This is a genomic window from Mycobacterium sp. NGS69, from assembly GCF_059812165.1.
Genome location: NZ_JCALCD010000003.1, coordinates 103632 through 123582, shown reverse-complemented (window position 1 = coordinate 123582; position 19951 = coordinate 103632). Strand labels below are relative to the sequence as shown.

Genomic DNA, 19951 nt, shown 5'->3' with positions numbered 1-19951 from the left:
ACATCCTCGTACCAGAGGCTAGAGAAGAGAAGGTAAGCGCTGTGCCCACCTACGCGCCAAAGGCGGGTGACACCACGCGGTCGTGGTACGTCATCGACGCCACGGACGTGGTGCTTGGCCGCCTTGCCGTCGCGGCGGCCAACCTGCTGCGCGGCAAGCACAAGCCGACGTTCGCGCCCAATGTCGACGGCGGTGACTTCGTCATCGTCATCAACGCCGAAAAGGTCGCCCTGTCCGGCGACAAACTGCAGAGCAAGCTGGCCTACCGCCACTCGGGGTATCCCGGCGGGCTGCACAGCCGCACGACCGGCGAGCTGCTGGAAAAGCACCCGACCCGCGTCGTGGAGAAGGCCATCGTCGGCATGCTCCCCAAGAACAAGCTCAGCCGGCAGATCCAGCGCAAGCTCCGCGTCTACGCAGGTCCGGAGCATCCCCACACCGCTCAGCAGCCGGTTCCGTACGAGATCAAGCAGGTGGCCCAGTGACCGAGACAACCGAGGCCGTGGAAGCTCAGGCGACCCCGGAGACCCCCGAGGCGCCGGAAACCCCGGCCGAGGCTCCGGCCGCCCGTCCCGCCGAGTCGTTCGTGTTCGAGCGGCCCATCCAGACCGTCGGCCGCCGCAAAGAGGCCGTGGTGCGGGTGCGCATCGTGCCCGGCACCGGCAAGTTCGACCTCAACGGCCGCAGCCTCGAGGACTACTTCCCCAACAAGGTGCACCAGCAGCTGATCAAGGCCCCCCTGGTCACCGTCGACCGGGTGGAGAGCTTCGACGTCTTCGCCCTGTTGCACGGCGGCGGCCCGTCGGGTCAGGCCGGGGCGCTTCGCCTGGGCATCGCCCGGGCGCTGATCCTGGCCTCGCCCGAGGACCGGCCCGCGCTGAAGAAGGCCGGCTTCCTCACCCGTGACCCGCGCGCCACCGAGCGCAAGAAGTACGGGCTGAAGAAGGCCCGCAAGGCGCCGCAGTACAGCAAGCGCTGATCAACGTCACTTTCTGGCCGCAAAACCGCGTCTTGCGGCGTGTCTGCGCGCGTTCGCGCGTGGTTTCGGTCAGAAAAGAACGGGCACGTTAGGTGTCTGAGCGTCAACTGTGAGAGGTTTTACCGCATGGGTCGACTATTCGGCACCGACGGTGTGCGCGGGGTCGCCAATCGCGAGTTGACCGCCGAGCTGGCGTTGGCCCTGGGCGCCGCGGCGGCCCGGCGCCTGGCGAGTTCGGGTGCACCGGGCCGGCGGGTGGCCGTGATCGGCCGCGATCCCAGGGCCAGCGGCGAGATGCTGGAGGCCGCGGTGATCGCCGGGCTGACCAGCCAGGGCGTCGACGCGCTTCGGGTCGGGGTGCTGCCCACCCCGGCGGTGGCCTACCTGACCGGCGCCTACGACGCCGACTTCGGGGTGATGATCTCCGCGTCGCACAACCCGATGCCCGACAACGGCATCAAGATCTTCGGACCCGGCGGCCACAAGCTGGACGACTCCACCGAGGACCAGATCGAGGAGCTCGTCGCGGCGGGGCCGGGGTTGCGCCCGGCCGGCGCCGGGATCGGCCGGGTCGTCGACGCCGAGGATGCGGCCGACCGCTACCTGCGCCACCTGTCCAAGGCGAGCACGCTGCGCCTGGACGGCCTGACCGTGGTGGTCGACTGCGCCCATGGCGCGGCGTCGTCGGTGGCCCCCCGCGCCTACCGCGCGGCCGGCGCGCGGGTGATCGCCATCAACGCCGACCCCAACGGGCTCAACATCAACGACGGCTGCGGTTCGACGCACCTGGACGCGGTGAAGGCGGCGGTCATCGATCACCGCGCCGACCTGGGCCTGGCGCACGACGGGGACGCCGACCGGTGCCTGGCCGTCGACGCCAGCGGGGAGCTCGTCGACGGCGACCACATCATGGTGGTGCTGGCGCTGGCCATGCGGGATGCGGGCGAGCTGGCCTCGGACACGTTGGTGACCACCGTGATGAGCAACCTCGGGCTGCACCTGGCCATGCGGTCCGCGGGCATCGCCGTGCGCACGACCGGAGTCGGCGACCGCTACGTCCTGGAGGAGCTCCGGGCCGGCGACTACAGCCTGGGCGGCGAGCAGTCCGGCCACATCGTGATGCCCGCGGCCGGCTCCACCGGCGACGGCATCGTCACCGGGCTGCGATTGATGAACCGCATGGTGCAGACCGGCGCCTCGCTGGCCGACCTCGCCTCGGCGATGCGGGCGCTGCCGCAGGTCCTGATCAACGTCAAGGTCGCCGACAAGGCCACCGCCGCCGCGGCGCCCTCGGTGCGGACCGCGCTCGAGCAGGCCGAGGCCGAACTGGGTGACACCGGCCGAATCCTGTTGCGCCCCTCGGGAACCGAGCCGATGATCCGGGTCATGGTGGAGGCGCCCGAAGAGAGCGTCGCGCAGCGGGTCGCCACCCGGGTCGCCGAAGCGGTGAGCGACGCGCGCTGATCGACTAGCGCGGGAACCGCGGCGCGACATCCGCCGTCGGATTAGGCATGAGATTCGACAGCTCGGCGGTGCTCAGGGTCGCCGATCAGATGGGCGCGGCCGCCGACCTCCTCGAGCGCGCGGTGGCAGATCACTTGGCGCGGTTGACTTTCGGCGGTGCCGTCGCCGGCCGGGACCACACCGCGCGCGGTGACGCCCTGCGCCTGCAACTGGAGCGGCTGACGGCCGAGGTGACGCAGTGGTCGCGCACGGCGGCGGCGACGGCCGCAGCGCTGCGGACCGGCGCCGAGAACTACGCCGACGCCGAAACGTACGCCGCGGCGCGGATCGCCTGACCGTGGCCGACCGGTTGGACGTCGCCGGGCGCCTGGCCGAGGGCCTCCCCGCCGTCGAGCGCACCGAGAGCTACGTGCGGGCCTGCCACGCGCTCGGCTACCAACATCCCGGCCTGACGGCCCATCCGTCCCAAATCCGCGATTGGTACGACGGCGAAGAGGGCCTGGATCTTCGCGCGCTCGACCGCGACTGCGCGGAATTGCGGGCCGCGGGCGCGGCGGTCATGGAGGCGCTCGGGACGCAGCGCGCGCAGCTCGCCCAGCTGGCCGCGGCGTGGCTGGGGCCGGGCGGGGACTCCGCGGTGCGGTTCCTGGAGCGTCATTGCGACGCCGCGTCCGCGGTGGCCACCGAGGTCCGCGCGGCGGCGCAGCGGTGTGAGTCGCTGCGCGACAACCTGTGGTATTTGGTCGATTCGAAGGTCGCGACGGCCATCGCCATCGACGAGGCCACGCGGGCCCAGCGTCCGGCGTGGTTGGCCGCGGCCGCCGCGGTCACGAACGGCGCGGGCGAGCGGGCCGGCGCCGAGGAGGTGGTCCGTCAGGAGATAGCTCCATACGTGGACAACGAGATTCGTGACGACTGGTTGACGACGATGCGCTCGACGGCGGAGGGGGTGGACACGTCCTACGCCATGGTGATCGACCGGATGGCCGCCGCGCCGGCGGCGCGCTTCGAGGTGCCCGGCGACTTCGGGGGCGGTTACCAGCCTCGCCCAGCCAGCCCGCCTGCCGCGGTGGTCGCGCCCGCCGCGCTAGCCGGGCCGCCGGTGGATCCCGTTGCGGCGCCGGCGTTGCCGACCGCCGCGCCGCCGCTGCCCGACCTGGGCACGCCGTCGGCCTTGCCCACGGGTGATCTGGGCGGCGGCCTGGGCGGGCTCGGCGCGCTGGCCGATCGGATCGTCGGCGCGATGGGCTCGCTGTTGGGCCCGGCGGGCGACGAGGCGGGCATCGACGACGCCTTCGACGACGCAATCGACGACGAAGGGGATCCGTTCCACCCCGACGACGCCGCGGACCGGCCCGATGAGCCCGGCGAGGCGAAAGACGTTGCCGAGGAGCGTGATTCCGAGGTTGCCGGGCCGGTTCAGGATGCTCGGCCGGTTGACGAGCCGGCGCCGCCGGATGCGGCCCCCGCGCCGGTCGCCGCGCCGGTCGCCGCGCCGGTCGCCGCGCCGCCGAACGACGGAGCGACGCCGTGCGAGATTGCCGCGGAAGAACTTCCGCAGGCGGGGCAGTGATGGCTCAGGCGGGCCGCATCCGCAGCACGTCCTCGACGAAGCGCATCGCCTCACCGGGGTCGGCCGCCAGGGGGTTGACCAACAGCGTCGTCACGCCGGACTCGGCGAAGGCGGCCAGGCGTTCGGCGACGTATCCGCGGGGGCCGATGAGCGACATCCCGCGCACCAATTCGTCGGGCACCAACGCGGTGGCCTCGCGCTTGCGGCCCGACAGGTAGAGCTCCTGGATGCGGTCGGCGATCTCGCCGAACCCGTAGCGCGTGGCCAGGCTGTGGTAGAAGTTGCGGCCCTTGGCGCCCATCCCGCCGAGGTAGAGGGCAAGCTGCGGCTTGCTCCAGGCCAACCGGTCTTCGACGTCATCGCCGATGGCCAGACCGGCGTGCACCATGACGTCGAGCGGCCCCAGCGCCGGGTCGCGTTTGGCGGCGCCGGCGGCCAGCGCCTCGCCCCACACCAGGTGGGCCTTGTCCGGAAGGTAGAAGACCGGCTGCCAGCCTTCGGCGATCTCGGCGGTGAGCTCGACGTTCTTCGGGCCCAGCGCCGCGATGGAGATCGGAATCCGTTCGCGCACCGGGTGATTGATCAGCTGCAGCGCCTTGCCCAACCCGGTCCCGCGGTCGGCGGGCAACGGGATCTGGTAGTGCTTGCCGGCGTATTGCAGCCGCTCGCGGCGCCACACCTGCCGGCAGATCTCAACGATCTCGCGGGTGCGGCCCAGCGGGGCGTCGAACTCGACGCCGTGGAAGCCCTCCATCACCTGCGGCCCCGAAGTGCCGATGCCAAGACGAAATCGCCCGTCGGACACGAAATCCAGGCCCGCGGCGGTCATTGCCAGCAGCGTCGGCGTGCGGATGTAGATCGGCAGCACCCCCGACGCCAGCTCGACGGTGTTGGTCTTGGCGGCCAGATAGCCGAGCTGGCTGACGGCGTCGAACGCGTACGCCTCGGCCACCACCGCCACCTCGATGCCGGCCTTTTCGAGTTCGACGACGCGGTCGACGGCCTCGTGAAAGCCGCCCGAATAGTCCAGAGCGATCCCGATTCGCATCAATGAGAGATACCACGCGCGCGCACGCACGCTACTTCAGGAGCGCGACGACCTTTTCCTCGAGGGCGACGGGCTCGGCCTCCGGGTCCGGCGGAACCGTCCGCGGCAGCTTCGCGTCCGGATCGGCGAAGTCGCGATACTTCTTGTCACCGCCGAGCGCGTAGAGCAGGTAGCCGGTCAACAGCGCCCGGACCGATCGCTGGGTGCGCCGGTGCGGGCCGGGCAGTCCGACCACCTTCGTCAGTCGCCGGCCCTCGACCAGCCCGCCGGGCTGGGCCTTGGCGACGATGCGCAGCGTGGCCGCGTCCCACGCCGCGTCCAGCGCCAGGGCATTGGAGTTCAGCGATTTCGGGTCCCCCGGCGCGGTCAGGATCAGGCCCGGGATCTTCAGCGCCGCGGCGGGCTGCTCGGCCGGGGGACTGGTGACAGACGGGAAGAGCGCCGCGACGGCCGCGGGTTTCTCGGGCATCCCGGCCGCGGCGAACACGGCGGCCGAGCCGCCGAAGCCGTGGCCGACCACGCCGAGCTTGGCGGGATGGACGCTGATGTTGCCCGGCCCCAGGCGCACGCCCGACACGATGTCGAGGGCGGTACCGAGGTCGAACGCGAAGTTCAGCACCGAGGGCGCCAGCCCCCGCTGGGTGTCGGGGGCGCCGGCCACGATGCCCCAGGAGGCGAGGTGCTCCAGCAGGCCCGAATAACGGGCCGCGCCGACGAGCCAGTCATGGCCGAACGCGATGCCGGGCAGGTTGAGGCCCGCCTCGGGCGTGTAGACCACCCCCGGCAAACCGGCGAAGGCCAGGTCGCCGCGCAAAACCCGGTGCGGTCCACGGCGGCTGAGGGCGGCGACGAGCTTCCGGATGCGGGCCACCCGTCGACGTTAGCGCATGGCGCCGCTAGGCCGTGACCTCGATAACACCCACCCGCCACAGCGCCGCGTACAGGTGGCGCAGCGGGATGCTCAGCAAACGTGAGGCCGCGTCTACCATCGGGTCGCCGCCGGCGACCGGTGGGCGGGGCGTCCGCTTCGGCGCGGGCGCTACGGTCGGCCGTGGCGCGGCAGGCGCGGTCACCACTTCGTCGAACAGCACAGCGGTCATGATTCCCTCCTGAAAGCTCTTTACGGGTCGTTCACCGATTCCCGGTTTTCCGTTGTTAATCTTTGCTAGATATTCACTTGCGTAAGGTTTACGAAAAGTTGAACCGTTGGATTTCGCCGGTATTGAAAAGTCGCTTGGAACGTTTACCTGCCAGATTTTCGACGGTGACCCGTCGCGTTTAACCCTTGGCTTACAGGTAGATTCGCCGGTAAAGGCCGAGCGCCACCCCCATTATTCTTTCCGCTGGCCTCGGGTTGTCGCCAGCTGTTACCCGACATTTCGCAGTGTAAAGCGAGTGGTTGCTGGGAAACGGACGCCGACGGGAACGCCACGAATACATCGGGTGAAATAAACGCCGATCGCTGATGAAGGCGGTATGAATGCATCGCTGCGGTCCCTCCGTGCCGGTGTCGATGGCTACAGCCTCGGGCCCGCGCCTGGAGGGATTCTCAACGATTTCTTGGCGCGGCCGGCGCGCGATACCCGCAGGTCGGGCCCGTGCTGGCGGTTCCGGCGCGATCGCTGCACTACCCTGTTCAGGATGTGCGGGATTGTCGGCTACGTCGGGCACCGCCCGGCCTGCGAGGTCGTCATGGACGCGCTGCGCCGGATGGAGTACCGCGGCTACGACTCATCGGGGATCGCGCTGGTCGACCGCCAGGGCAAACTCACCGTCCGGCGCCGCGCCGGGCGACTGGCCAACCTGGAAGAGGCGGTCGCGGAGATGGCGCCGGCGTCGCTGGCCGGAACCACCGGGCTGGGCCACACGCGCTGGGCCACCCACGGCCGCCCAACCGACCGCAACGCGCACCCGCACCGCGACGCCGCGGGCAAGATCGCCGTCGTCCACAACGGCATCATCGAGAACTTTCCGGCCCTGCGGCACGAGCTGGAGGCCGCCGGTGTGGAGTTCGCCAGCGACACCGACACCGAGGTGGCGGTGCACCTGGTGGCCCAGGCCTACCACCACGGCGACACCGCGGGCGACTTCGCCGCGTCGGTGCTGGCGGTGCTGCGCCGCCTCGAGGGCCACTTCACCCTGGTGTTCGCCAACGCCGATGAGCCGGGCACCATCGTCGCCGCCCGCCGCTCGACCCCGCTGGTGCTCGGGATCGGCGACGGCGAGATGTTCGTCGGCTCCGACGTGGCGGCGTTCATCGAGCACACCCGCAACGCCGTCGAACTCGGGCAGGACCAGGCCGTGGTGATCACCGCGGACGGCTACCGCGTCACCGACTTCGACGGAAACCTGGACGTCGAGTACCGCGAGTTTCACATCGACTGGGACCTGGCCGCGGCCGAAAAGGGCGGCTACCCCTACTTCATGCTCAAGGAGATCGCCGAGCAGCCCACCGCGGTCGCCGACACCCTGCTCGGGCACTTCGTCGACGGCCGGATCGTCCTCGACGAGCAGCGCCTGTCCGATCAGGAACTGCGCGAGATCGACAAGGTCTTCGTGGTCGCCTGCGGCACCGCCTACCACTCGGGGCTGCTCGCCAAGTACGCGATCGAGCACTGGACCCGGCTCCCGGTCGAGGTCGAGCTGGCCAGCGAATTCCGCTACCGCGACCCGGTGCTGGACCGCAGCACACTCGTCGTCGCGATCTCGCAGTCCGGGGAGACCGCCGACACCCTGGAGGCGGTGCGGCACGCCAAGGACCAAAAGGCCAAGGTGCTGGCGATCTGCAACACCAACGGCTCGCAGATCCCGCGCGAGTGCGACGCGGTGCTCTACACCCGCGCCGGACCGGAGATCGGCGTGGCCTCGACCAAGACGTTCCTGGCGCAGATCGCCGCCAACTACCTGGTCGGCCTGGCGCTCGCACAGGCCCGCGGCACCAAATACCCCGACGAGGTCGAGCGCGAGTACCTCGAGCTGGAGGCGATGCCCGACCTGGTGGCCCGGGTGCTGGCGACCATCGAGCCGGTCGCCGCGCTGGCCCATCGGTTCGCGCAGTCCTCGACCGTGCTGTTCTTGGGGCGCCACGTCGGCTATCCCGTGGCGCTGGAGGGCGCGCTCAAGCTCAAGGAACTGGCCTACATGCACGCCGAGGGCTTCGCCGCGGGCGAGCTCAAGCACGGCCCGATCGCGCTGATCGAGGACGGCCTGCCGGTGATCGTCGTCATGCCCTCGCCGAAGGGCCAGGCCACGCTGCATGCCAAGCTGCTCTCCAACATCCGCGAGATCCAGACCCGCGGGGCGGTGACCATCGTGATCTCCGAGGAGGGCGACGACACCGTGCGCCCCTACGCCGATCACCTGATCGAGATCCCCTCGGTGTCAACCCTTCTGCAGCCGCTTTTGTCGACCATCCCGCTGCAGGTGTTCGCCGCGTCGGTCGCGCAGGCCCGCGGCTACGACGTCGACAAGCCGCGCAACCTGGCCAAGTCCGTCACCGTCGAATAGTCTTCTCCGGGCGGTCAATTCACGCGAATGAGCGGGAGGCACGTTGTTGGCTGGTGGTCCCTCGGCGCCGGGCAGACGTTTCGGGAAAGTGTTGATCATCGGTCTGGTGGTGCTCTTCGTCGCGACCTATGCGGTCACGGTCGGGCTCTACTCCAGGTCAGGGTGCGGCTGCCCGCGCCAGGTCACCGAGGGTCAGCCGATGCCCGATGGGACCACCGTGACCATCGATCTCCAAGAGCTCCAGTCGGTCAAGGGCGGGCTGAACGGCAACGTCACGGTTTCGCCGGGGCGTGAGCTGCTGGACCCCCTGACCGGCGGCCTCACCGAAGATCTCACCGTCGCAGTCCACTCCGCGATGACTCCCACGAAGCGCAGCTGGCCGAAGGGCACGGTGCCGGGCGTGTCTCCCGTCCCGCTGACCATTACCGGCGACCCGTCGGATTGGCCCTTCGATCACTACCACTCGGGGCCGATCACGGTCGATCTTTTCCGCGGCGACTCCCCGGTGCCACAACGGGCGTCGGTCACGTTCATCGACCGCATTCCGGGTTGGCGGGTCGACATACCCGTCAGAGCCAGATCTGATATCGCCGCGCCCATCTCGGCGCCCTACCGAGTGGAATTGCGTCGGTCTCCGAGCACGGCGGCCTTCGCCGCCGTCATCGTCGCCATGATGATCGCGATCGCTGCGATCGGTCTCTCGGTCGCCGTGCTGACCGCGCTCGACCGGCGAAAGTTTCAGCCGCCGATGACGACGTGGTACGCGGCGATGCTGTTCGCGATCATGCCGCTGCGCAACGCCCTGCCCGACGCGCCGCCCATAGGTTCGTGGATCGACGTGACCGTCACCCTGTGGGTGATCGTCGCGTTGGTGAACGCGATGCTGCTCTACATCTACTGCTGGTGGCGCCACCTCAAACCAGAGCCGGCCACCGTCGCGTAGCAGCGCCGGGCATGCAACAGTTGAACTTGTGGCGAACGCATCGGTGGGGACCCGGCTGCGGCGAATCCGGCTCGCGGTGTGGCGATTCGTCGTCACCGCGCCGCTGACCTACACCTGGCTGCTGGTGCTGGCGATCACCACGATCATCCAGAACGAATTGCCCGGCCGGCAACTGCACTCCGTGCTGTTGCACCGCTCCACCAACATTCACGCGCTCGGAACCGATCCGCTCGACGTGCTGTTCTCCAGCCTGCTGTGGATCGACGGGAAGAACCTGGAGCCGTACCTGCTGCTGTTCAGCCTGTTCCTCGCGCCCGCCGAGCACTGGCTGGGCCAGTTGCGTTGGCTCACAATCGGATTGACCTCCCACATCCTGGCCACCTACATCAGCGAGGGCATCCTGTACTTCGCGATCGAGGAGCACGAGGCGCCCGAACGGCTGGTGCACGCACGCGACATCGGGGTCAGCTATTTCCTGGTCGGCGTGATGGCGGTGCTGACCTATCACATCGCGCGGCCCTGGCGCTGGGGCTATCTCGGGGTGCTGCTGGTCATCTTCGGCTTCCCGCTGCTCACCATGACCCGCCACGGGGTGAACTTCACCGCGATCGGTCATTTCGCCGCACTCCTGATCGGGCTCTGCTTCTATCCGATGGCGCGCGAACGCAAGCGACCGCCCTTGAACCCCGCGAAAATCAGGGCGGCTTTCCGGCGAATCGGAACGCGCGAGGGGTAGGCGATGGGACAGCAGGTCCGCGCGCTCTACGGCGCGTCGCTGTCCCCCGACGCCACCGCGTTCGCCCACCTCGTCGACGACGGCGGCTATCCCCATGCGGTGCAGCGCTTCCTGCGCGGCCGCCGGGCCAGCTCGTCGCGCAACGTCGAACTGCCGGTCGAGGGCCCGGTCTCGCGGGTCATCCACTCCGCGGACGGTCACTGGTTGGCCTGCGAGGTGGCCCCGGAGGGCTTCACCCGCCGGCAGATCTGGGTCGTCACCACCGATCCCGACGACCGGATGGCCTGGCGCATCGACGCCGAGGAGGCCGGGACCGCCGAGCTGATCGGATGGGACGGCACCCGGGTGGCGGCGATCCTGACGGGTGAGGACGGCGTCGGCCAGTCCTGCCTGATCGATCCCGCCGACGGCAATTGCGTTGTGATAGACCGCCGTTCCGGCGCCCGGCTCGTCGACGCGTGGACCGGGGCGGCGCTGATCCGGGTCGGGCCGCGCGGCTACCAGGAAATGGTCATGCTGCACGGGGACACCGAAATCGCGCTGTTGGGATCGGATCCCGGTTCGGTGACAGCCAAGGGCGCCATCCTCGACGACCACCACCCGCGCCGCCTGCGCTACGGCCCGACCGGCGAGCTGACCAGGTTGTACCGGCCGGGCGTGGGTGGCGACGGGTACTTCCGGGCGTTGCTCGTCAGCGACAACGGCTGCGAGCACGCGCGGCTGGTGGAGGTCATCGCCACGCTGGACGGGGTGAGCTACTTCGTGGTGGCCGAGCGCCCCGACGCCGATCTCGACGAGTTCGTCGTCAGCGACGACATGTCCACCGTCGCGTTGCTGTGGAACCTGCAGGGCCGCAGCGAGTTACAGATTCTGCACTACACCGACTACTCGCTGGCCGAACCGATCCCGCTGCCGGGCGAGGTCGCCGGCGAGCTGACCATCAGCGCCGGCGGCTCGATGGTGGCGATGACCGTGCAGGGCCCGGCGATGCCGCGAACCGTCGAGCTGGTCGACACCCGCACGCGGGCATGGCAACTCATCGACGCCGAACCCAGCCGCGGCCCGATCGCCGCGGGCTTCTCCGCCCGGCCGTCGCTGGAGACGATCACCGCGCGCGACGGGCGCAAGCTTCCGTCCTGGCTGTACCGGGCGACCGACAACACCTCGGGCGCCTTGGTGTATCTGCACGGCGGCCCGGAGGGCCAGGCCCGGCCCGACTACAGCGAAATCTTCCCGGACCTGCTCAACGCCGGGATCAGCGTGCTGGCGCCGAACGTGCGCGGTTCCGGCGGGCTGGGCCGCACCTTCGTGCACGCCGACGACAAGGGGAAGCGGTTCGCGGCGATCGACGACGTCGCGGACTGCGTGCGCTTCCTGGTGGACGGCCAGGTGGCCGATCCGGGACGCATCGCCTGCGCGGGCTGGTCCTACGGCGGTTACCTGACGATGGCGGCCCTGACGTTTCACCCGGACCTGTTCGCCGCGGGCGTCACCATCTGCGGCATGAGCGACCTGACCACGTTCTACCGCAACACCGAGCCGTGGATCGCCGAAGCCGCCTACCCGGAGTACGGCCACCCGGTCAACGACCGCGCGCTGCTCGAGCGGCTGTCGCCGCTGCGCCGCGTCGAGGCGCTCACCGCGCCGCTGCTGGTGGTGCACGGCGCGCACGACACCAACGTGCCGGTCAGCGAATCGGAACAGATCGTCGACGCGTTGCGGCGCGCGGGCCGCGAGGTGCGCTACCTGTTGTTCGCCGACGACGGCCACGAGATCGTCAAGCGCGAGAACCACGCCGCGCTGGCCGAGGCGATGACCGAATGGCTGACCGAGGCGTTCGCCCGGCGCGCCTAGGGCATGGAATGCTTGCGGTGATGCGGCACTACTACTCCGTAGACGCCATCCGCGACGCCGAAGCGCCGCTGCTGGCCAGCCTTCCCGACGGCGCGCTGATGCGCCGCGCGGCCTTCGGGCTGGCGACGCAGATCATCGCCGAGCTGACCGTCCGCGCGGGCGGCGTCGCCGGCCGTCGGGTGTGCGCCGTCGTCGGCTCGGGCGACAACGGCGGCGACGCGCTGTGGGCGGCGACCTTCGTGCGCCGCCGCGGCGCGGCCGCCGACGCGGTGCTGCTCAACCCGGACCACACCCACGCCAAGGCGCTGGCGGCGTTCCGGAAGGCCGGCGGTCGCGTCGTCGAAAGTGTCTCGGGGGGAACCGATCTCGTCATCGACGGAGTGGTGGGCATCTCCGGCTCGGGGCCGCTGCGACCGGCGGCGGCCGAGGTGTTCGCGGCCGCCGCGGGAATCCCGGTGGTCGCCGTCGACATCCCCAGCGGCATCGACGTGGCGACCGGCGCCATCACCGGGCCCGCGGTGCACGCGGCGCTGACCGTCACCTTCGGCGGGCTCAAACCCGTGCACGCGCTCGCCGACTGCGGGCGCGTCAAGCTGATCGACATCGGCCTCGACCTGCCCGAGACGGATGTGCTGGGCTTCGAGGCCGCCGACGTCGCGGGGCGCTGGCCGGTTCCCGGGCCCCGCGACGACAAGTACACCCAGGGCGTGACGGGCGTGATGGCCGGCTCGGCCACCTACCCGGGCGCCGCCGTCCTGTGCACCGGCGCCGCCGTCGCCGCCACCTCCGGCATGGTCCGCTACGCCGGCAGCGCGCACACGCAGGTCCTCGCGCAGTGGCCCGAGGTGATCGCCTCGCCCACCCCGGCCGCGGCCGGGCGGGTGCAGGCGTGGGTCGTCGGGCCGGGACTGGGCACCGACGAAACCGGGGCCGCCGCGTTGTGGTTCGCGCTGGAGAGCGACCTGCCGGTGATCGTCGACGCCGACGCGCTGACCATCCTGGCGGCCCACCCGGAACTCGTGATGAGCCGCGCCGCGCCCACCGTGCTGACCCCGCACGCGGGCGAATTCGCCCGGCTGGCCGGCAACCCGCCCGGCGACGACCGGGTGACGGCGTGCCGCAAGCTGGCCGACGCGTTCGGCGCCACCGTGCTGCTCAAGGGCAACGTCACGATCGTCGCCGACCCCGGCGGCCCGGTCTATCTCAATCCCGCCGGGCAGTCCTGGGCGGCCACGGCCGGCTCCGGCGACGTGCTGTCCGGCATGATCGGCGCGCTGCTGGCGTCAGGGTTGCCGGCCGCCGAGGCGGCCGCGGCCGCGGCGTTCGTGCACGCGCGTGCGGCCGCGCTCTCGGCCGCCGACCCCGGCCCGGGCGAGGCGCCGACGTCGGCGTCGCGGATCGTCCCGCACATCCGGGCCGCACTGGCCGACCTGTAGCACCCACGAGAAAGGACCCGCCGTGTCCCGCAGCCATCCGTCCGTGCCGGCGCACTCGATCGCCCCCGCCTACACCGGCCGCCTGTTCACCGCGCCCATTCCGGCGCTGCGGCTGCCCGAGGAGTCGATGGATCCCGACGCCGCGTACCGATTCATTCACGACGAGCTGATGCTCGACGGGAGCTCGCGGCTGAACCTGGCGACGTTCGTCACCACCTGGATGGATCCCGAGGCCGGCAAGCTGATGGCCGAGACGTTCGACAAGAACATGATCGACAAGGACGAATACCCGGCCACCGCGGCCATCGAGCAGCGCTGCGTGTGCATGGTAGCCGACCTGTTCCACGCCGAGGAGCTCAAGGACGACGACCCGTCCAGCGCCATCGGGGTGTCGACGATCGGCTCCAGCGAGGCGGTGATGCTGGGCGGGCTGGCGCTGAAGTGGCGCTGGCGCCAGAAGATCGGGAAGGGCTGGGAGAAGCGGACGCCCAACCTGGTGATGGGCTCCAACGTCCAGGTCGTGTGGGAGAAGTTCTGCCGCTACTTCGACGTCGAGCCGCGCTACCTGCCGATGGAGGAGGGGCGCTACGTCATCACGCCCGAGCAGGTCGTCGACGCCGTCGACGAGGACACCATCGGCGTGGTGGCGATCCTGGGCACCACCTACACCGGCGAACTCGAACCGATCGCGCAGATCTGCGCGGCGCTGGACAAGCTTGCGGCCGGCGGCGGAGTGGACGTCCCGGTGCACGTCGACGCCGCCAGCGGGGGCTTCGTGGTGCCGTTCCTGCACCCGGGCCTGGAATGGGACTTCCGGCTGCCCCGGGTGGTGTCGATCAACGTCAGCGGCCACAAGTACGGGCTGACCTACCCGGGCATCGGGTTCGTCGTATGGCGCAGCGCCGAGCACCTGCCCGACGAGCTGGTGTTCCGGGTCAACTACTTGGGCGGCGACATGCCGACCTTCACGCTGAACTTCTCGCGCCCCGGCAACCAGGTGGTCGGCCAGTACTACAACTTTTTGCGGCTGGGCCGCGAGGGCTACACCAAGGTGATGCAGAGCCTGTCGTCGACCGCGCGCTGGCTCGGCGACCAGCTGCGGGATACCGACCACTGCGAGCTGATCTCCGACGGTTCGGCGATCCCGGTGGTCAGCTTCCGGCTGGCCAGGGACCGCGGGTACACCGAGTTCGACGTCTCCCACGAGCTGCGCGGCTACGGCTGGCAGGTGCCCGCCTACACCATGCCGGACAACGCCACCCACGTCTCGGTGCTGCGCATCGTGGTGCGGGAAGGGCTCTCCGCCGATTTGGCCCGGGCGCTGCACGACGACGCCCGCAGCGCCCTGGCGTCGCTGGACAAGATCAAGCCCGCCGGGCACTACGACGCCCAGCACTTCGCGCACTAGCGCCGAACGTCGACTTGTTGCGCTGATCAGGCCGAATCCTCCACAACGAGTCGACGCTCGACGGCGCTCGGCGCACTTCTGGGACAATGGCGGCCGTGGCAGTTACGCCGATATCCCTGACGCCCGGCGTCGTCGCCGAGGCCGTGGTGGACCTGGGCGCCGTCGCGCACAACGTGCGGGTGCTGCGCGAACACGCCGGCGGCGCCGGGGTGATGGCCGTCGTCAAGGCCGACGGCTACGGCCACGGCGCGACCCGGGTCGCGACGACGGCGCTGGCCGCCGGGGCGGCCGAGCTGGGCGTCGCCACCGTCGCCGAGGCGCTGGCGCTGCGCGCCGACGGGATCACCGCGCCGGTGCTGGCGTGGCTGCACCCGCCAGGCATCGACTTCGGGCCGGCCCTGCTGGCCGACGTGGAGATCGGCGTTTCCTCGGTGCGCCAGCTCGACGAGGTGACCGACGCGGTGCGCCGCACGGGGCGCACGGCGACGGTGACCGTCAAGGTAGACACGGGGCTGAACCGCAACGGCGTGGCCCCGGCGGACTACCCGGCGATGCTGACCGCGCTGCGCGCCGCCGTCGCCGAGAACGCCATCCGGCTGCGCGGGCTGATGTCGCACATGGTGTTCGCCGACCAGCCCGAGAACCCCGTCAACGACGTTCAGGCCCAACGGTTTTCCGACATGCTCGCGCGAGCGCGCGCCGAGGGCGTGCATTTCGAGGTTGCGCATCTGGCGAATTCGTCGGCCACGATGTCGCGCCCAGACCTGGCCTTCGACCTGGTGCGTCCCGGCATCGCGGTGTACGGCCTGAGCCCAGTACCCCAGCTCGGCGAAATGGGGTTGATCCCGGCGATGACCGTGAAATGTGCCGTCGCGCTGGTCAAATCGGTTCGCGCCGGCGAGAGCGTGTCCTATGGGCACACCTGGACCGCGCAACGGGACACCACCCTGGCGTTGCTGCCGATCGGCTACGCGGACGGCGTGTTCCGCTCGCTGGGCGGGCGGCTGGAGGTGCTGATCAACGGCAGGCGGCGCCCCGGTGCCGGACGGATCTGCATGGACCAGTTCGTCGTCGAGCTCGGGCCGGGGCCGGTCGATGTGGCCGAGGGCGACGAGGCGATCCTGTTCGGGCCCGGCACCCGGGGCGAACCCACCGCACAAGACTGGGCCGACCTGCTCGGCACCATCCACTACGAAGTGGTCACCAGCCCCCGGGGGCGGATCACCAGAACCTACCGCGAGGCCGAAACCCTTGAGCCCTGACAAGACCCGCAGGCGTCGCAGGGGCAAAGCCTGGCTTGCGGGAGGGGCCGGGGTGACCGCCGTCGCCACCATCGTCGGAGCCTCCGCCCGCCGCTCGGTGACCCAGCGCGCGGCCCTCCTCGAAGACCCGTACGCGGACGAGGATTTCGAGACGATCGACCAGGACCGCGCGTACGTGGTGACCACACCCGACGGGGTGCCGTTGGCGGTCCGCGAGGCCGGCCCGGTCGACGCGCAGGTGACCATGGTCTTCGTCCACGGATTCTGCCTGCGCATGGGCGCCTTCCATTTCCAGCGCACCCGACTCCCGAATCGGTTGTCCCCGCCCGTGCGGATGGTGTTCTACGACCAGCGTGGCCATGGACGATCCGGCGCCGGCGCGCCGGAGAGCTACACGCTGACCCAGCTGGGCGAGGACCTGGACGGCGTGCTGAAGGCCGCGGCGCCCAGAGGGGTGGTGGTGCTCGTCGGCCATTCGATGGGTGGCATGACGGTGTTGTCGCACGCGCGCCAGTTCCCCGAGCAGTACGGCCGCCGGATCGTCGGCGCCGCAATCATCTCCTCCGCGGCCGAAGGGGTGACGCGGTCGCCGCTGGGCGAGATCCTGAAAAATCCCGCGCTGGACGCGTTTCGGTTCACCGCCCGCTCCGCGCCCAAGCTGATGCACCGCGGCCGCAACGTGTCACGATCGCTGATCGGCCCGGTCCTGCGGGCCGCGTCCTACAGCGACCTGCAGGTGAGCCGGAGCCTGGACGCGTTCTCCCAGCGGATGATGAACGGCACCCCGATCGACACCATGGTCGGCTTTCTCGATGCCCTGGAAAAACACGACGAGACCGCCGGGCTGTGGACCTTGCTCAAGGTGCCGACCCTGATCGCGTGCGGCGACCATGACCTGCTCACCCCGGACGAATACTCGCGGAAGATGGCGGCCTCGCTGCCGCGCTCCGAGCTGGTCATCGTCGCCGGGGCCAGCCACCTGGCGCTGCTGGACAAGCCCGAGGCCATCAACGACGGGCTGGTCCGGCTCGTTCACCGCGCCGTTCCGGGCGAGATGGTGCTGCGGTACCGGCGATTGCGAGAAAGGTTGCGGCGCAATGGCTGACGGCGCCGAAGGGCAGGGCACGGCCACCTGCGAGCGCGTCGAGGACACCGTCGCGCTGGGTTCGCGGCTGGGCCGGCAGCTGCGGGCGGGCGACGTGGTGGTGCTGTCCGGCCCGCTCGGTGCGGGAAAAACGGTGCTGGCCAAGGGGATTGCCGCGGCGATGGACGTCGACGGTCCGGTCACGTCGCCGTCGTACGTGCTGGCGCGGGTGCATCCGCCGCGCCGGCCCGGCGCACCGGCGATGATTCACGTCGACATGTACCGACTGCTGGATCATGGCGGCGCCGACCTGCTGGGGGAGCTGGACTCGCTGGACCTCGACACCGATCTCGACGACGCGGTCGTCGTGGTCGAGTGGGGCGAGGGCCTGGCCGAACGCCTCTCGGAGCGACACCTCGACGTCCGGCTGGAGCGGGTCAGCCACTCCGATGTGCGGATCGCCACCTGGGAGTGGGGCGCATGAGTCTCGTTCTGGCGCTGGATACGTCGACTCCGGCCGTGACGGCGGGCTTGGTAAAGCTTGAGCGCGGCGTCCTCACCGTGCTGGCCGAGCGGGTCACCCACGATGCCCGCGCGCACGCCGAGCGGCTGACCCCCAACGCGCTGGCCGCCCTCGCCGACGCCGGGCTGACGATGGCCGATCTCGACGCCGTCGTGGTGGGCTGCGGACCCGGCCCGTTCACCGGCCTGCGGGCCGGGATGGCGACCGCCGCGGCCTACGCGCACGCGCTGGGCATCCCGGTGCGCGGGGTGTGCAGCCTGGACGCCATCGGGGTGCGCACCACCGGCGAGGTCCTGGTGGTCACCGACGCCCGCCGTCGCGAGGTGTACTGGGCGCGCTACCGCGACGGTTTCCGCATGGCGGGACCGGGAGTTAATGCCCCCGCCGACGTCGACCCCGGTCCCGCCACGGCGGTCGCCGGCTCACCCGAGCACGCCGCGCTGTTCGGGCTGCCGGTCGGCGAGCCCGCCCACCCGACGTCCGCCGGCCTGGTCGCTGCGGTGCCCGACTGGGCGGAGCGGCCGCTCCCGCTCGTCGCGCTCTACCTGCGCCGTCCAGACGCCAAGCCCCTGGCGGCCCCCCGATGACCGCCCCCAGCGAGCCCGTGACTTTCGGCGCGTTGACGCCCGCCGACGCCGAGCGCTGCGCCGAGCTGGAGGCGGTGCTGTTCCCCGGCGACGACCCCTGGCCCGCGGTGGCGTTCAACCGCGAGCTGGCCGCCACACACAACCACTACGCGGCCGCCCGGGTCGGCGGCACGCTCGTCGGCTACGCCGGCATCGCGCGGCTGGGCCGCACACCGCCCTTCGAATACGAGGTGCACACCATCGGGGTGGACCCGGCCTACCAGGGCCGGGGCATCGGGCGCCGGCTCCTCGACGACCTGCTCGATTTCGCCGGCGGCGGCGTCGTCTACCTGGAGGTCCGCACCGACAACGAGGCGGCCATCGCGCTGTACCGCAGCGCGGGCTTCGCGCAGATCGGCCTGCGCAAGCGCTATTACCGGGTCAGCGGCGCCGACGCGTACACGATGCGACGGGAGGCTGTGTGACGGTCATTCTGGCGATCGAAACCTCCTGCGACGAAACGGGAGTCGGCATCGCGCGCCTCGACGGGGACGGCACCGTGACGCTGCTCGCCGACGAGGTGGCCTCCAGCGTCGACGAACACGTCCGCTTCGGAGGCGTCGTCCCCGAGATCGCCTCGCGCGCGCACCTGGAGGCCCTCGGCCCCGCCATGCGCCGCGCGCTGGAAACGGCGGCGCTGGACAAGCCCGATGTCGTCGCCGCCACGATCGGGCCCGGGCTGGCCGGAGCCCTGTTGGTGGGAGTGGCTGCGGCCAAGGCGTATTCGGCCGCCTGGGACGTGCCGTTCTACGCCGTGAACCACCTGGGCGGGCACCTGGCCGCCGACGTTTACGAACATGGACCGCTACCCGAGTGTGTGGCGCTGCTGGTGTCGGGCGGGCACACGCACCTGTTGCACGTGCGCTCCCTCGGCGAGCCGATCGTCGAGCTGGGCAGCACCGTCGACGACGCCGCCGGCGAGGCCTACGACAAGGTGGCGCGGCTGCTGGGGCTGGGGTACCCGGGCGGCAAGGTGCTCGACGACCTGGCCCGCACCGGCGATCCCGACGCCATCACGTTCCCGCGCGGCATGACCGGTCCCCGCGACGACCCGCACGCGTTCAGCTTCTCCGGGCTCAAGACCGCCGTCGCGCGCTACGTGGAAAGCCACCCCGACGCCCCGACCCCCGACATCGCCGCCGGCTTCCAGGAGGCCGTCGCCGACGTGCTCACCGGAAAGGCGGTGCGGGCGGCCACCGAACTCGGCGTCTCGACGCTGTTGATCGCCGGGGGAGTGGCCGCGAACTCGCGATTGCGGGAGCTGGCCACGCAGCGCTGTGCGGCGGCCGGCCTGACGCTGCGCATCCCCCGGCCGCGGCTGTGCACCGACAACGGGGCGATGATCGCCGCCTTCGCCGCGCACCTGGTGGCGGCCGGCGCGGCCCCGTCGCCGCTGGACGTCCCCAGCGACCCCGGCTTGCCGGTGGTAAAAGCCCAGGTGAGCTGATGTTCGCTCAGCGCGGACACGCCAAGACACAAGAAGCAGCGGGGCGGCCTTGAGTGCTAGC

The 19951-nt window shown here is 70.8% G+C and carries 20 protein-coding genes; 17 read left to right on the top strand and 3 right to left on the bottom strand.

What is annotated here, in order from left to right; all coding sequences use genetic code 11:
• Positions 1–41: 41 nt before the first annotated feature.
• The 5 genes from rplM to AC5Y2S_RS09785 all read left to right on the top strand — a co-directional run bounded on the left by rplM (position 42) and on the right by AC5Y2S_RS09785 (position 4016).
• Positions 42–485: a 50S ribosomal protein L13 gene (gene rplM, locus AC5Y2S_RS09805; protein ID WP_066933818.1), complete on the top strand. Its 444-nt coding sequence runs from the start codon at positions 42–44 to the stop codon at positions 483–485.
• The gene (gene rpsI, locus AC5Y2S_RS09800; RefSeq protein ID WP_499955898.1) at positions 482–979 is read left to right on the top strand and encodes a 30S ribosomal protein S9; all 498 of its coding nucleotides are present in this window, start codon (positions 482–484) and stop codon (positions 977–979) included. Before rplM ends, rpsI begins: the two co-directional genes overlap by 4 nt.
• A 126-nt stretch (positions 980–1105) precedes the next feature.
• The gene (gene glmM / locus AC5Y2S_RS09795) at positions 1106–2443 is read left to right on the top strand and encodes a phosphoglucosamine mutase (RefSeq protein WP_499955896.1); all 1338 of its coding nucleotides are present in this window, start codon (positions 1106–1108) and stop codon (positions 2441–2443) included.
• A 47-nt stretch (positions 2444–2490) separates the two neighbouring features.
• On the top strand, positions 2491–2778 hold the full coding sequence (locus AC5Y2S_RS09790; protein WP_499955894.1) for a hypothetical protein: 288 nt from the start codon (positions 2491–2493) through the stop codon (positions 2776–2778).
• A gap of 2 nt (positions 2779–2780) precedes the next feature.
• Positions 2781–4016: a hypothetical protein gene (locus AC5Y2S_RS09785; protein WP_499955892.1), complete on the top strand. Its 1236-nt coding sequence runs from the start codon at positions 2781–2783 to the stop codon at positions 4014–4016.
• 4 nt (positions 4017–4020) lie between these two features.
• Here the strand turns inward: AC5Y2S_RS09785 and AC5Y2S_RS09780 are convergent, their stop codons facing one another.
• From AC5Y2S_RS09780 to AC5Y2S_RS09770, 3 genes are read right to left on the bottom strand one after another with little or no spacing between them, the layout of a single operon-like run.
• Entirely contained in the window at positions 4021–5064 is a 1044-nt protein-coding gene (locus AC5Y2S_RS09780; protein ID WP_499955890.1) for an LLM class F420-dependent oxidoreductase, read from the bottom strand.
• 31 nt (positions 5065–5095) lie between these two features.
• Entirely contained in the window at positions 5096–5935 is an 840-nt protein-coding gene (locus tag AC5Y2S_RS09775; protein ID WP_499955888.1) for a dienelactone hydrolase family protein, read from the bottom strand.
• A 25-nt stretch (positions 5936–5960) separates the two neighbouring features.
• Positions 5961–6164 (bottom strand): Rv1535 family protein, encoded by a 204-nt coding sequence (locus tag AC5Y2S_RS09770; RefSeq protein ID WP_499901622.1) that lies wholly within the window; start codon positions 6162–6164, stop codon positions 5961–5963.
• Between the two features lie 541 nt (positions 6165–6705).
• Here AC5Y2S_RS09770 and glmS point away from each other — a divergent pair.
• From glmS to tsaD, 12 genes are all read left to right on the top strand, one after another.
• Positions 6706–8571: a glutamine--fructose-6-phosphate transaminase (isomerizing) gene (gene glmS, locus AC5Y2S_RS09765; protein ID WP_499955886.1), complete on the top strand. Its 1866-nt coding sequence runs from the start codon at positions 6706–6708 to the stop codon at positions 8569–8571.
• Positions 8572–8659: 88 nt separating this feature from the next.
• Positions 8660–9514 carry a DUF4436 domain-containing protein gene (locus AC5Y2S_RS09760; RefSeq protein ID WP_499955884.1) on the top strand — a complete coding sequence of 285 codons (855 nt, stop codon included), beginning with the start codon at positions 8660–8662 and terminating at the stop codon, positions 9512–9514.
• 28 nt (positions 9515–9542) lie between these two features.
• Positions 9543–10250 (top strand): rhomboid-like protein, encoded by a 708-nt coding sequence (locus AC5Y2S_RS09755; protein ID WP_499955883.1) that lies wholly within the window; start codon positions 9543–9545, stop codon positions 10248–10250.
• Positions 10251–10253: 3 nt separating this feature from the next.
• Positions 10254–12104: an alpha/beta hydrolase family protein gene (locus AC5Y2S_RS09750; RefSeq protein WP_499955882.1), complete on the top strand. Its 1851-nt coding sequence runs from the start codon at positions 10254–10256 to the stop codon at positions 12102–12104.
• Positions 12105–12124: 20 nt separating this feature from the next.
• The gene (locus tag AC5Y2S_RS09745) at positions 12125–13540 is read left to right on the top strand and encodes an NAD(P)H-hydrate dehydratase (RefSeq protein ID WP_499955880.1); all 1416 of its coding nucleotides are present in this window, start codon (positions 12125–12127) and stop codon (positions 13538–13540) included.
• A gap of 22 nt (positions 13541–13562) precedes the next feature.
• Complete coding sequence (gene gad, locus AC5Y2S_RS09740) at positions 13563–14948, top strand: glutamate decarboxylase (protein WP_499955878.1); 1386 nt, start codon at positions 13563–13565, stop codon at positions 14946–14948.
• Between the two features lie 95 nt (positions 14949–15043).
• Positions 15044–16210: an alanine racemase gene (gene alr / locus AC5Y2S_RS09735; RefSeq protein ID WP_499955876.1), complete on the top strand. Its 1167-nt coding sequence runs from the start codon at positions 15044–15046 to the stop codon at positions 16208–16210.
• 52 nt (positions 16211–16262) lie between these two features.
• Entirely contained in the window at positions 16263–17315 is a 1053-nt protein-coding gene (locus AC5Y2S_RS09730) for an alpha/beta fold hydrolase (RefSeq protein ID WP_499955875.1), read from the top strand.
• Positions 17308–17778 (top strand): tRNA (adenosine(37)-N6)-threonylcarbamoyltransferase complex ATPase subunit type 1 TsaE, encoded by a 471-nt coding sequence (gene tsaE, locus AC5Y2S_RS09725; RefSeq protein ID WP_499955873.1) that lies wholly within the window; start codon positions 17308–17310, stop codon positions 17776–17778. Before AC5Y2S_RS09730 ends, tsaE begins: the two co-directional genes overlap by 8 nt.
• Positions 17775–18404, top strand: a complete 630-nt coding sequence (gene tsaB, locus AC5Y2S_RS09720) for a tRNA (adenosine(37)-N6)-threonylcarbamoyltransferase complex dimerization subunit type 1 TsaB (protein WP_499901610.1) — start codon at positions 17775–17777, stop codon at positions 18402–18404. The genes tsaE and tsaB overlap by 4 nt, the downstream gene beginning before the upstream one ends.
• On the top strand, positions 18401–18868 hold the full coding sequence (rimI, locus tag AC5Y2S_RS09715; protein WP_499955871.1) for a ribosomal protein S18-alanine N-acetyltransferase: 468 nt from the start codon (positions 18401–18403) through the stop codon (positions 18866–18868). Before tsaB ends, rimI begins: the two co-directional genes overlap by 4 nt.
• A complete protein-coding gene (gene tsaD, locus AC5Y2S_RS09710; RefSeq protein ID WP_499955869.1) occupies positions 18865–19890 on the top strand; it encodes a tRNA (adenosine(37)-N6)-threonylcarbamoyltransferase complex transferase subunit TsaD in 1026 nt (341 codons plus the stop codon). The genes rimI and tsaD overlap by 4 nt, the downstream gene beginning before the upstream one ends.
• Positions 19891–19951 lie beyond the last annotated feature (61 nt).